A 12,543-nucleotide genomic window follows, 5' to 3' on the forward strand; every position below is an offset into this window, starting at 1 on the left:
GATGCGCGCCACGCGCGCCTCTCACCAGCGAGCCGATCACGGCCGAGGTCCGGCCGTTCCTGCCCATTGCTGCCTGGAGATCCCATGACGCCATCGTTCCTGCAAGCGCTCGAATCCATCGTCCGCGACGTGATAGCTCCCGCCGCCGAGGCCACCGACCGCGAGGCGCGTTATCCGCGCGCGGCCCTGCAGGCGCTGGGCCAAGCCGGATTGCTCGGCCTGCTGAGCGCGCGGGACGTGGGCGGCCAGGGGCTGGGCCTGGCGGAAGCCTCGCAGGTGGTGCAGCGCATCGCGCAGGACTGCCCCTCCACCGCGATGGTGCTGACCATGCACTACGCCGGCACGGTGCTCATCGAGAAGTACGGCCCCCGCGACCTGCGCGAAGCCATCGCCGCCGGCCGCCACGTCACCACGCTGGCATGGTCGGAAACCGGATCGCGCAGCCATTTCTGGGCACCGGTAGGCAGCGCCCGCCTCGAGGGCGACGAGGTGGTGCTCGACGCGTCCAAGAGCATGGTCACTTCCGCCGCGGAAGCGGATTCCTACGTATGGTCCTCGCGCCCCGTCCAGGGCGAGGAGGCGTCGAGCATCTGGCTGGTCGACAGCAGGCTGCCCGGCCTCGCCCGGCCGCAGCCGTTCGACGGCCTCGGGCTGCGCGGCAACGCCTCGGCCCCGGTCAGGGCCGAGGGCGTGCGGATTCCCCATGCCAACCTGCTCGGCGAGGACGGCAAGGGCGGCGACCTGATGAACGCCGATACGTTGCCGGTGTTCGCCACCCTGGTCGCTTCCGGCTGCATCGGCATCATGGACGGCACGCTGGCGCGCGCGGTTGCGCACGTCGCGCGCAACCGCTTCGCCGAAAGCGGCACGTCGTTGTCCGAACTGCCCACCATCCGCGCCTATCTCGCGCGTGCGCAGATCCGTGCCGACCAGGCCCGCACGCTGCGCGACGACACCCTGGCCGCGATCGCCGGCGGCCGCGCCGATACCCTGCTGCGCGTGCTGGAAGTGAAGGCCAGCGCCGCCGAGGCCGCGCTGGAGGTCACCGACATCGCCATGCGCGTCTGCGGCGGTGCCGCGTTCCGCAAGGACGTGGGCATCGAGCGCCTGTTCCGCGATGCGCGCGCGGCCTCGATCATGGCCCCCACCACCGACGTGCTGTACGACTTCATCGGCAACGCCTTGTGCGAAGCCGCGGCGGCGCAGTGAACGGGAGCCCGCGATGACCCGCCCCTACATGCTCGGCGCCGTGGCCTACGCGCCCAAGGTCGTCACCATCTGGGAAGGCTTCAAGGCCTACCTGAGCCAGCGCGGCTTCGCGCTGGACTACCTGCTCTATTCCAACTACGAGGCCCAGGTGGAGGCCCAGTTCGCGGGCGACATCGCCTTCGCCTGGAACTCGCCCCTGGCATGGGTGCGCGCCGATCGCATCGCGCGCGCCCGCGGCCAGGCCGTGCAGTCGCTGGCGATGCGCGACACCGACCAGGACCTGCAATCGGTGCTGGTGGTGAAGGCCGACAGCCCCGTGCGGACGCTCCCGGACCTGCGCGGCAAGCGCGTGGGCTTCGGCGCCATCGACTCGCCGCAGGCCACGCTGATCCCGCTGGACCACCTGCAGCACGAAGCCGGCCTGGTCCCCGGCCGCGACTACGAGGTGCGCCGCTTCGACGTGCTGGGCGGCAAGCATGGCGACCACGTCGGCGGCGAGCGCGATGCCGCCGCGGCGATGCTCGCTGGCGAGGTGGAGGCGAGCTGGATGATCGCCGGCAACCACCTCGCCTTCGCCAGGGAAGGCCTGCTGCCGGCCGGCGGCACGCGCGTGCTCGCCACCACCGGGTCGTACGACCATTGCACCATGACCGTCAGCCCCGGCGTGGACGCCGAGGCCGCGCGGCGCTTCGGCGAGCTGCTGCTGGCCATGGACTGGAACGACGCGCAGGTACGCCCGCTGCTGGAACTGGAAGGACTGAAGCAATGGCGCAACGGCCGCACGCAGGGATTCCGCCTGCTGGAACGCGCCGCCACCGAACAGGGGTTCTATGACGAGCGTGGGCACATCGTCGCCGCCGACTATCGATATTGAGTCGCTGGGGTTCGACGCCGGCGCGCACCTGCTGGTCAAGCACGCGCTGGCGGCCCTGGCCCCGGGGCAGGCGCTGCGCGTCGTCGGGCACGCTCCCGGCTGGCAGGCGCACCTGGCCGACTGGTGCCGCGCGCAGGGCCACGCCTTGCAATGGGAAGACGACCTGCGCCGCCAGGCCCGCGTGGTGCGCGGCGATGCCGAGTCCGGACGCTGGCACGATGCCGCGCACACCGGCCACGCCGACCCGCGCCTGCCCGGTGCCGTGGCCGAGCGCGCCGCGCCCGGATGGGGACTGGCCGCGCGCGGTGCGCGGGTGGAGGCGGGCTCGCCCGCGTTCGCCTTCCGCCTGGACCGCAAGGACGAACTGTGGACCGACAATGCGGCCATGCTGTACGCGCAGGCGGTGAGCGCGCAGTGGGATCCGGAGACGGCGCTGGACTGGAACGTCGCCTTCGCGCATCCGCCGGAGGTCGAAGCCGCGATCCGCCAGGTCATGACCTACATGGTCGAGAACGAGAACGCCGCGCTGCTGGTGCCGGCGCGTTTCCTCGGCCAGATCCACCCGCACTACCGCGAGCTGCAGGCCGCCTTGGCCATCCAGGTGGCCGACGAGGCGCGCCACATCGACGTGTTCACGCGCCGCATCCGCATGGGCGGCGCCGAACCGGCGCTGTCCACCGCCGGCGGCCAGGCCTCGCTCAAGAGCCTGCTGGACGAACCGGACTTCTCCGTCGCCGCCTTCCTGCTTTCGGTGCTGGGCGAAGGCACCTTCGTCAACCTGCTGCACTTCCTGCGCGAGTGCGCGCCGGACCCGCTGACGCGCGACATCGCACGGCTGGCCGCGCGCGACGAGGCGCGCCACGTCGCGCTGGGCATGGCCCACCTGCAACACCGCCTGCAGCAGGAACCCGCCTTGCGCATCCGGCTGGCGCGCGCGATCGAGCAGCGCCACGAACACCTGTCCGGCACCGCCGGCCTCAACGAGGAAGTGTTCGACGCCTTGATCCTGATCGCCGCCGGTGCGTTGGCGCCCGCGGCGATCGCGCGGGGGTTCGCGCAAGTGCAGGCCCTGATGCGCGAAATGGCCGACGGCCGCTATACCCGGCTGGTCCGGCTCGGCTTCGAACCCGCCGAAGCCGAACGCCTGGCCGCGTTGCACACGCGCAACTTCATGTAGCGCCGCATGAACGCTTCACGCGCGCGATGAACCGGCGGCCATGCGCGGCGTGCGGACGAAGCCGGCGACCGTCATCATGGGATCGGATCCCGTACGTCTTTCCGAACGCCGGTTCTGTTGCAGTGCATCGAGAAACGCCTCCGTCCGCATCCCGCTCGATGCTTGCCGTCCGCGAACGCCGCGCTCCCGCGTCGATCGGCATGCGCGCCCGCGCGCGCGCCACCATGCGTTCGCCCGCGTGTCGCCTGCATCGAACCGCGCAGGATGTTGTGCTTTGCAGCACAAAGTCGCGCCTCGCAGGCCTTGCAATCGGTCGTTTCGCTGCTTATCGTGCAATCGATTGCATCCAGACGAATTCACAGGATTCGCGCCGGTTGGGAGGCCGGTAGCCGATGGATATCCGTTCGACCCGCTCCACCCATCGCATCCAGCGCCAGGCCCCGCCCGGTGCCCTCGCACGATGCTTCCTTCGCCGATCGAGGAAACCGGGATGAGCTTCTCCGAGCATAGAACCACGCGCCGCGACGCCCTGCGCGCGGCGGTGATCGGCGGCCTCGGGCTGACCATGGCCGGGGCGGTCCCCGGGATCGCCGCCGCGAAGCCGCTCAAGGGCAACCTGAAGCATTCGGTCGCCCGCTGGACGTTCAACCAGCAATCGATCGCCCAGCTTTGCCAGACGGTGAAGAGCCTCGGCTTTTCCGCCATCGACCTGGTCGGCCCGGAAGACTGGCCCACCTTGAAGGCGCACGGCGTGGTCAGCTCGATGTGCAATGGCGCCGAGCTGGGCCTGGACAAGGGCTTCGCTGCCACCCAGTTCCACGACCAGCTGGTGGAGCGCTATACCCGGCACATCGACCTGGTCGCCGATGCCGGCTATCGCAACCTCATCTGCTTCTCCGGCAATCGCAACGGCATGGATCCCCAGGAAGGCCTGGCGAACGCCGAGGCGGGGCTCAAGCGCATCCTCGGCCATGCCGAGAAGCGCGGCGTCGTGCTGGTGATGGAGCTGCTGAACTCCCGGGTGGACCACCCCGACTACCTCTGCGACCACTCCGAGTGGGGCGTCGAGCTGTGCAAGCGGATCGGGTCGAGCCACTTCGGGTTGCTCTACGACATCTACCACATGCAGATCATGGAAGGCGACATCATCGCCAGCATCCGCCGGAACCACCAGTACTTCGTGCACTACCACACCGCGGGCGTGCCGGGCCGGCACGAGATCGGCGAGAACCAGGAGCTCTACTATCCCGCCATCTGCCGTGCGATCCGCGAGACCGGCTTCGACGGCTACCTGGCGCAGGAGTTCATTCCCGAGGCGCCGGATCCCGTCGCCTCGCTGCGCGAGGCGATACGCCTCTGCGACGCCTGACACCACGTATCCACCAGGGAAACACACCCATGGCAGACAATCACTACGACGCAATCGTCGTCGGATCGGGCATCAGTGGCGGTTGGGCCGCCAAGGAGCTGACCGAGAAGGGGCTCAAGGTCCTCATGCTCGAGCGCGGGCGCAACATCGAGCACGTCAAGGACTACGTCAACGCGATGAAGGAGTCGTGGGACTACCCGCACCGCAACGTCCCGACCCAGGCCATGAAGGCCGACTACCCGGTCCTGAAGCGCGACTACGGCCTGTCCGAAAGTACGCTGGGGATGTGGGCCAACGAGAAGGAATGCCCCTACACCGAGACCCAGCGGTTCGACTGGTTCCGCGGCTACCACGTCGGCGGCCGCTCGCTGTTGTGGGGCCGGCAGAGCTACCGCTTCTCGAACATGGATTTCGAGGCGAACGCCAAGGAGGGCATCGCCATCGACTGGCCGATCCGCTACCCCGACCTGGCGCCCTGGTACGACCACGTGGAGAGGTTCGCGGGCATCGCCGGCACCGTCGAGGGCCTGGACGTGCTGCCCGATGGCCAGTTCCTGCCGCCCATCCCGTTGAACATCGTCGAGAAGGACGTGGCGGCGCGGATCAAGAAGGCGTTCGGCGGCACCCGCCACATGATCCACTCGCGCACCGCGAACATCACCGAGCCCAAGGTCGAGCAGGGCCGCGTCAACTGCCAGTACCGCAACAAGTGCGTCCTGGGCTGCCCGTTCGGCGCCTACTTCTCGACCCAGTCGGCGACGCTGCCGGCGGCGATGAAGACGGGCAACCTCACGCTCCGCCCGTTCTCGATCGTCAAGGAAGTGCTCTACGACAAGGACCGCAAGCGGGCGCGCGGGGTCGAGATCATCGATGCCGAGAACGGCCAGACCTACCAGTACACGGCCAACGTCATCTTCCTCAACGCCTCGGCCTTCAACTCGACCTGGGTGCTGATGAACTCGGCCACCGACGTGTGGGAGGGCGGCCTGGGCTCGTCTTCCGGCGAACTGGGCCACAACGTGATGGACCACCACTTCCAGGTCGGCGCCTCCGGCGTGGTCGAGGGCTACGAGGACAAGTACTACTTCGGCCGTCGTCCCTGCGGTTTCTACATTCCGCGCTTCCGCAACGTCGGCGGCGACAAGCGCGACTACCTCCGCGGGTTCGGGTACCAAGGCGGGGCCAGCCGCGCCGGCTGGTCGCGCAGCGTCGCCGAGCTCAACGTCGGCGCCGGACTGAAGGAGGCGCTCACCATGCCCGGGGACTGGACCATCGGCATGACGGCCTTCGGCGAGATGCTGCCCTACCACGACAACACGATCAGCCTCGACCGGACCCGCAAGGACAAGTGGGGCCTGCCCGTGCTGGCGATGAACGTCTCCATCCGCGAGAACGAGCGGGCCATGCGCAAGGACATGGGCGCCGATGCCGCCGAGATGCTGGAGGCCGCCGGCGTCAAGAACGTCAAGGCGTACGAGGGCGACTACGCCCCGGGCATGGCCATACACGAGATGGGCACGGCGAGGATGGGCCGCGACCCCAAGACCTCGGTCCTGAACAAGCACAACCAGGTCTGGGACGCGCCGAACGTCTATGTGACGGACGGTGCATGCATGACGTCCAGCTCCTGCGTGAACCCATCGTTGACCTACATGGCCATGACGGCGCGCGCCGCGGACCATGCCGTGCGCGAACTCAAAGCGGGGAACCTGTGATGGAACGTCGTGAGCTCCTGAAAATGATCGCGGCCGCCACCGGCGCGGCGATGATCGGCCTGCCGGCCTTCGTCTACGGGCAGTCGCCCCTGCCCAACGGCAAGCCTGCGTTCTCCGAGCGCGACGTCGCCCTGCTCGACGAGATCGCGGAGACGATCCTGCCGCGGACCCAGACGCCGGGGGCGAAGGATGCCGGCGCGGGCCTGTTCATGGCGCAATTCGTGACCGACTGCTACACGCCCGAAGACCAGGCGACGTTCCGCGCCGGCCTGGCCGATATCGACAAGCGCGCCGGCGGCCGCTTCATGGCGATGGCGCCGGAAGCCCGCACCGCGCTGCTGAGCGCGCTGGACAGCGAGGCCAAGGCGCCCGCCGGCCCGGGCCAGGCGAAGCCGCACTACTTCACGATGATCAAGCAGCTGGTCATCTTCAGCTTCTTCACCTCCAAGGCGGGAGCGACCGAGGCACTGCGCTACGTCGCCGTGCCCGGGCGCTACGACGGGGACCTGGCCTACGAACGCGGCACGCCGGCCTGGGCGACCAGCTGAGGAAAGCCGGCTACCCGCGCGATTCGATTCTCCTGGAGGGAAAAGATGCTGAAGAAACCTGTCGTGATGGCGGCCTGCGTCCTGGCCGCGGCCCCCGTGTCCGCCCAGGTACCGGGCGATCCGGCCAAAACCGAGGTCTGGAAGCCGGTGCCGGCGGTGGTGGCCACGCCCGAGGGCGCCGCGCCATCCGACGCCGTGGTGCTGTTCGACGGCAAGGACCTCTCCGCCTGGGAGAGCGAACAGGGCGGCAAGGCGCCCTGGACCGTGGCCGACGGGGCGTTCACCGTGGTACCGGGCAGCAAGGGCATCCGCACGAAGCAGCGCTTCTGCGACATCCAGCTCCACATCGAATGGCGCAGCCCCACCCGGACCAAGGGATTCGATGGCCAGAACCGCGGCAACAGCGGCATATTCCTGCAGGAGCTCTACGAGCTGCAGGTACTGGACAGCTACGACAACCCGACCTACTCCAACGGCCAGGCGGCCTCGATCTACAAGCAGGCGATCCCGCTGGTGAACGCCTCGCGCGCCCCGGGCCAATGGCAGGCGTACGACGTCATCTGGAAGGCGCCGCGCTTCTCCGAAGGCGGCGGGCTCGTCTCGCCCGCCCGCATCACCGTGTTGCACAACGGCGTGCTCGTGCAGAACGACACCGTCCTGTCGGGCAAGACCGAATACATCGGGGCGCCCTCCTACGCGCCGCATGGCTGCGCTCCGATCTATCTCCAGGACCACGATTCCAAGGTCAGCTTCCGCAACATCTGGGTGCGCGAGCTGTAGGAAGGAAGCCCCGCCGTTCCCGCTTCCGCGGGAATGGCGGCGAAGCTGATTTCCGGCATCCGCCGGAGACGGAGGGCGAGGCGCGCGCCTCGCTCCCGTTCACTGCTTCAGGAAGGCCGTGATGTCCTCGACATCCTTTTCCGACAGTTGGGGGAAGGGCGGCATCAGCCCGCCGCCCTTCCTGATCTTTTCCTTCATCTGCTTCGGGTCGAGCCGCTTGCCGACGTCGGTCAGGGCCGGGAACGTCCCGGCCATGCCGCTGCGATCGGCGCCATGGCAGGCGGAGCAGTTCGACGCGTAGAGCTTGGCGCCCGCCGCGGCATCCTGCGCCGAGGCAGGCATGCTCGCGAGCGTCGTGGCGAGGGGCAGCAGGATCGCTGCCAGGATCGGCTTCAACATGGCATTCCCCACGGCGTCAGCGTCCCGCGCCCGCGGGCAGGTGTTGTTCGAGGTAGGCCGCGCCGGCCTTGATGACGGCGGCCGGATCGCGCGGCTGGTCGTGCTCGATGATGTACCACTTCCCCCCTGCCTTGGCCGCGGCGGGGAGGATCGCGTTCCAGTCCAGGACGCCCTTGCCGACGGCGGCGAAGCCTCCCTCGTCCTTGGCCTGCCCTTGCGGGGCGTTGTCCTTGGCATGCACCGCGAACACGCGCCCGCGCAGCTCGCCTAGCAGTGCCACCGGATCGTGGCCGGCACGCCCGACCCAGGCCAGGTCGAGCTCGGCTTTGACGCCGGGACCGGCCGCCTCGAGCATGTGTTCGAGTGCGGTCTTGCCGCCGAAATCGACGATCTCGAAATCGTGGTTATGGTAGGCGAGCGTCATGCCCGCGGCCTGGACCTTCTTCGAGATCTCGCCCAGCTCCTTGCCCAGCGCGGCCCAGCCGGCGGCGTCGCGCGGGCGCTCTTCTTCCTGCAGGTACGGCACCACGAGCGTGGCGTTGCCGATCGCCTTGTTGAACGCCACCACGCCATCGAGGTTGCCGCGCAGCTCGGCCAGCTGCACGTGGGCCGAGATCGCCTTGATCGAATACTTGTCCAGCAGCCGCTTCAGCTCGCCGGCGGAGACGTTCTGGGTGCCGACGGTCTCCACCGCGCGGATGCCCGCGTCGTGGACGATCTTAAGCTGGTCGTCGAGCGAAGCGACGTTGCGCAGCGTGTACATCTGCACCGCGATGGGCTTGTCCTTGGCCCCGGCGTCCTTCGCGAAGACAGGCAGCGCGACGCAGAACATGAGTACGGCGGCCGCGAAGCTGCGCGGCAGGGTGATCGTCATGGTTTCCTCCCGAGATTCTGATGACGGTGATGGCTCGCGTTCATGGCGTAGGAGTGGTCGTCGGCGCGTTTCGGCCCGCTCTCGCGTTCGGTGGCCGGGTCAACGCTGGCCGTGGTCCGCGCCGGCGATCGGCGTCCACGCGCGCGTCCTGGACGATGCGATGACGCCGTCGACGATCAGGGCCGAGCGCAGCCCGTCGTCGAACGTCGGCAGCCCTTCCGGCCGCTCGCCCGCGATGGCGCGGTAGGTGTCCTGGACGAAGGCCTCGAAGCAGTTGCCGTAGCCTTGCGCGTGGCCGGCCGGCAGCACCGCGAGCCTGCGCTGTTCGGCGCTTCCCGCGCCCGGGCCGCGGACGAAGACCTCCTCGCGCTGGTCGGGGAAGCCCATCCAGAGCCTTTCGCTGTCTTCCTGGTCGAACGCCACGCTGGACTTGGCGCCGTCGATCTCGAACCAGAGGCGGTTCCTGCGCCCGGCCGAGACCTGGCTCACGGTCAGCGACGCCAGGACGCCGTTGCCGGTCTTGAACATGGCCGCCGCCACGTCTTCGCTCGACACGGCGTGCTTCTCGCCGCCGGCCGCCGGCGTCGTGAAGCTCTTGCTGGTGGCGGCGCCCCGCTCGGCGATCACGGTCTCGAACACGGCGCTGACCTCGGCGAACCGCTCGCCGGTGAGCCATTCCACCAGGTCGCACCAGTGCGAGCCGATATCGGCGAACACGCGCGAAGCGCCGCCGAGCGCCGGATCGACGCGCCAGTTGTTGCTGGCCGGGTCCAGCAGCCAGTCCTGCAGGTAGCTGCCGTGGATGAGCCGCAGCGGGCCCAGGTCGCCCTGGGCGATGCGCGCGCGCGCCTCGCGCACGACCGGGTGATAGCGGTAGACGAAGGGCACCGTGGCCACCAGCCCGGTGGATGCGGCCAGCTCCGCCAGCGCCCGCGCATCCTGCGCGGTCGTGGCCAGCGGCTTTTCGCAGACCACGTGCTTGCCCGCCTCCAGCGCGGCCTGCGCCATCGCCCGATGCAGGTGGTTGGGGGTGCACACGTGCACGACCTGCACCTGCGGGTCGGCCACGGCCTCCTCGATGTCGCGATAGGCGCGCGGCACGTCCCAGGCCTGCGCCACTTCCCGGGCGCGCTCCGGCGACGAGGCGCCCACGCCCCTGACGACGGCGCCGGCCAGCAGCGCCGCGCGGCGGTGCACGGCGCCGATCATCCCGGTGCCCATGATGGCGATTCCAAGCTTGCTCATCGATCCGGATCCTCAGTGCGCGGAAGGCGTGGACGGCGCGGCGGCGGCGGCCGGCCGTTCGCGGAACAGGAACAGGAAGGCGACCAGCACGACCAGCGCGACGCTCGCCGGGAACAGCCAGATCTGCCGCCAGTCCGGGCCGGCCGCGGTGGTGTAGTGCTCCACCACCGCGCCGGACAGGAAGGTGCCGATCAGCATGCCGACGCCGTACGTCGCCAGCGTGATGAAGCCCTGCGCGCTGCTGCGCGAGTCGGGGCCGGCGTGGGCGTCGGTGTAGATCTGGCCGGTGACGAAGAAGAAGTCGTAGCAGATGCCGTGCAGCACGATGCCGATCACCAGCAGCGCGAAGCCGGAGCCGGCATCGCCGTAGGCGAACATGCCGTAGCGCAGCACCCAGGCCCCCATGCCCACCGCCAGCATGGTCTTGACGCCCAGCCGCGCGAACAGGAACGGCATGGCCAGCATCAGCAGCACCTCGGACACCTGGCCCAGCGACTGCAGGCCGGCGGCGCCGCGCACGCCGAGGTCGTTGAGATAGGGATTGGTGAAGTTGTAGTAGAACGACAGCGGGATGCAGATCGCGATCGAGGCCAGGAAGAACACCAGGTAGGAGCGCGACTTCAGCAGGCGCAGCGCGTCCAGCCCCAGGATCTTGCCCAGGCCCGCGTTGCGCTGCTGCGCCAGCGGCGGCGTATGCGGAAGGCTGAGCGCATACAGGCCGAGGACCAGCGAGGCGAGCGCGGCCATCCGGAAGGTGAGTTCGAGCCGATGCGCCTGCTCCCAGCCCAGCCAGCCGATCAGCACGCCGGCGACGATCCAGCCGATGCTGCCGGCCACGCGCACGGGCGGGAACTGCTTCTCCGGCGCCTGCATGTGCCGCATCGCGATGCTGTTGGCCAGCGCCAGCGTCGGCATGAACAGCAGCATGTAGACCATGACGCAGGTCGCGAACGTGCCGAAGTCGGTCGCCGTGGAGGCGATCCACATCAGCACCGCGCCGGCCAGGTGCAGCACCGCCAGGATGCGCTGCGCGGCGAAGTAGCGGTCGGCGATCAGCCCGACCAAGAACGGCGCGACGATCGCGCCGATGGACTGGCTGAGGAAGGCGGTCGCCACCTGGCTGGCGCTGGCCTGCAGCGGGCCCTGCACCAGGTACGTGCCCAGGGTCACGAACCACGCGCCCCAGATGAAGAACTGCAGGAACATCATCGCGCTCAGGCGCGACATGGCGAACGTCATGACTTCCCCTCCCAGATCGGTATTGGTTCAGATCCCCAGCACGCCGCGCAGCGCTTCCGGGCTGGTGCCGCTGCCGGCGAAGTCGTCGAAGGCGCGCTCGGTCACGCGGATGATGTGGTCGCGGATGAAGGCGGCGCCCTCCCGTGCGCCGTCTTCCGGATGCTTCAGGCAGCACTCCCACTCCAGCACCGCCCAGCCCGGGAAGTCGTACTGGGCCAGCTTGGAGAAGATCGCCTTGAAGTCGACCTGGCCATCGCCCAGCGACCGGAACCGCCCCGGGCGATCGATCCAGTTCTGGTAGCCGCCGTAGACGCCGCTGCGCGCGCTGGCGCGGTATTCGGCGTCCTTGACGTGGAAGATGCCGATCCGCTCGTGATAGCGGTCGATGAAGCCCAGGTAGTCCATCTGCTGCAGCAGCAGGTGGCTGGGGTCGAAGAGGATCTTGGCGCGCGGGTGGCCGTCGACGGCTTCGAGGAACCGCTCGAAGGTCGCGCCGTCGTGCAGGTCTTCGCCGGGATGGAGCTCGTAGCACAGGTCCACCCCGCAGGCATCGAACGCATCCAGGATAGGGCGCCAGCGGCGGCCGAGCTCGGCGAAGGCCTCTTCCACCAGGCCGGCCGGCCGTTGCGGCCACGGATAGAAATAAGGCCACGCCAGAGCGCCGGAAAAGGTGGCGTGCGCGGCGAGCCCCAGGCGCTGGCTGGCCTTGGCCGCGAGCATCAGCTGCTCGACCGCCCAGCCCTGCCGGGCGGCGGGATCGCCGCGCTTTTCCTGCGGGGCGAAGCCGTCGAACAAGGCGTCGTAGGCCGGGTGGACCGCGACCAGTTGCCCTTGCAGGTGCGTGGACAGCTCGGTGATCCGTATGCCGTGCCCGGCCAGCATGCCGGCGATGTCGTCGCAATAGGCCTGGCTCTGCGCGGCCTGGGCGAGATCGAAGAGGTGCGGCGCGTTGGTGGGCACTTGTACGCCAGAATAGCCAAGCCCGGCGGCCCATCCGGCCAAGGTGCCCAATCGATCGAACGGAGGCTTGTCACCGATGAACTGCGCGAGGAACAGCGCCGGACCCTTGAGCGTTTTCATGCCATTCCATCTTGATGCAATCGATTGCACGATC

General features: G+C 69.1%; 12 protein-coding genes. 7 read left to right on the forward strand and 5 right to left on the reverse strand.

The features are described from left to right. The first annotated feature begins 84 nt into the window (after window positions 1–84). From M3M27_RS17275 to M3M27_RS17305, 7 genes are all read left to right on the forward strand, one after another. Entirely contained in the window at window positions 85–1,209 is a 1,125-nt protein-coding gene (locus M3M27_RS17275) for an acyl-CoA dehydrogenase family protein (RefSeq protein WP_434026397.1), read from the forward strand. A 13-nt stretch (window positions 1,210–1,222) separates the two neighbouring features. Then, window positions 1,223–2,083, forward strand: a complete 861-nt coding sequence (locus M3M27_RS17280) for a phosphate/phosphite/phosphonate ABC transporter substrate-binding protein (RefSeq protein ID WP_177497869.1) — start codon at window positions 1,223–1,225, stop codon at window positions 2,081–2,083. Continuing rightward, a complete protein-coding gene (locus tag M3M27_RS17285; protein WP_434026398.1) occupies window positions 2,049–3,260 on the forward strand; it encodes a ferritin-like domain-containing protein in 1,212 nt (403 codons plus the stop codon). The genes M3M27_RS17280 and M3M27_RS17285 overlap by 35 nt, the downstream gene beginning before the upstream one ends. Before the next feature lie 565 nt (window positions 3,261–3,825). Further along, window positions 3,826–4,629 carry a hydroxypyruvate isomerase family protein gene (locus M3M27_RS17290; RefSeq protein ID WP_434028034.1) on the forward strand — a complete coding sequence of 268 codons (804 nt, stop codon included), beginning with the start codon at window positions 3,826–3,828 and terminating at the stop codon, window positions 4,627–4,629. Window positions 4,630–4,658: 29 nt separating this feature from the next. Next, on the forward strand, window positions 4,659–6,344 hold the full coding sequence (locus M3M27_RS17295) for a GMC oxidoreductase (RefSeq protein WP_140726625.1): 1,686 nt from the start codon (window positions 4,659–4,661) through the stop codon (window positions 6,342–6,344). Then, window positions 6,344–6,892 carry a gluconate 2-dehydrogenase subunit 3 family protein gene (locus M3M27_RS17300; RefSeq protein WP_434026399.1) on the forward strand — a complete coding sequence of 183 codons (549 nt, stop codon included), beginning with the start codon at window positions 6,344–6,346 and terminating at the stop codon, window positions 6,890–6,892. Before M3M27_RS17295 ends, M3M27_RS17300 begins: the two co-directional genes overlap by 1 nt. 66 nt (window positions 6,893–6,958) lie before the next feature. After that, window positions 6,959–7,672, forward strand: coding sequence for a 3-keto-disaccharide hydrolase (locus M3M27_RS17305; protein WP_434028035.1), 714 nt, complete (start codon window positions 6,959–6,961; stop codon window positions 7,670–7,672). Window positions 7,673–7,771: 99 nt separating this feature from the next. Here M3M27_RS17305 and M3M27_RS17310 read toward each other — a convergent pair whose 3' ends face one another. The 5 genes from M3M27_RS17310 to M3M27_RS17330 form a co-directional block, all read right to left on the reverse strand. Further along, a complete protein-coding gene (locus M3M27_RS17310) occupies window positions 7,772–8,068 on the reverse strand; it encodes a c-type cytochrome (RefSeq protein WP_218569811.1) in 297 nt (98 codons plus the stop codon). 19 nt (window positions 8,069–8,087) lie between these two features. Beyond that, a complete protein-coding gene (locus M3M27_RS17315; RefSeq protein WP_434026400.1) occupies window positions 8,088–8,945 on the reverse strand; it encodes a sugar phosphate isomerase/epimerase family protein in 858 nt (285 codons plus the stop codon). Window positions 8,946–9,044: 99 nt separating this feature from the next. Further along, window positions 9,045–10,190, reverse strand: a complete 1,146-nt coding sequence (locus tag M3M27_RS17320) for a Gfo/Idh/MocA family protein (RefSeq protein ID WP_434026401.1) — start codon at window positions 10,188–10,190, stop codon at window positions 9,045–9,047. A 12-nt stretch (window positions 10,191–10,202) separates the two neighbouring features. Then, window positions 10,203–11,429 carry a nucleoside permease gene (locus M3M27_RS17325; protein ID WP_140726613.1) on the reverse strand — a complete coding sequence of 409 codons (1,227 nt, stop codon included), beginning with the start codon at window positions 11,427–11,429 and terminating at the stop codon, window positions 10,203–10,205. Between the two features lie 27 nt (window positions 11,430–11,456). Beyond that, on the reverse strand, window positions 11,457–12,509 hold the full coding sequence (locus tag M3M27_RS17330; RefSeq protein WP_434026402.1) for a sugar phosphate isomerase/epimerase family protein: 1,053 nt from the start codon (window positions 12,507–12,509) through the stop codon (window positions 11,457–11,459). Window positions 12,510–12,543 lie beyond the last annotated feature (34 nt).

Source organism: Xanthomonas boreopolis (assembly GCF_046529185.1).
Classification (GTDB): Bacteria; Pseudomonadota; Gammaproteobacteria; order Xanthomonadales; family Xanthomonadaceae; genus Pseudomonas_S; species Pseudomonas_S boreopolis.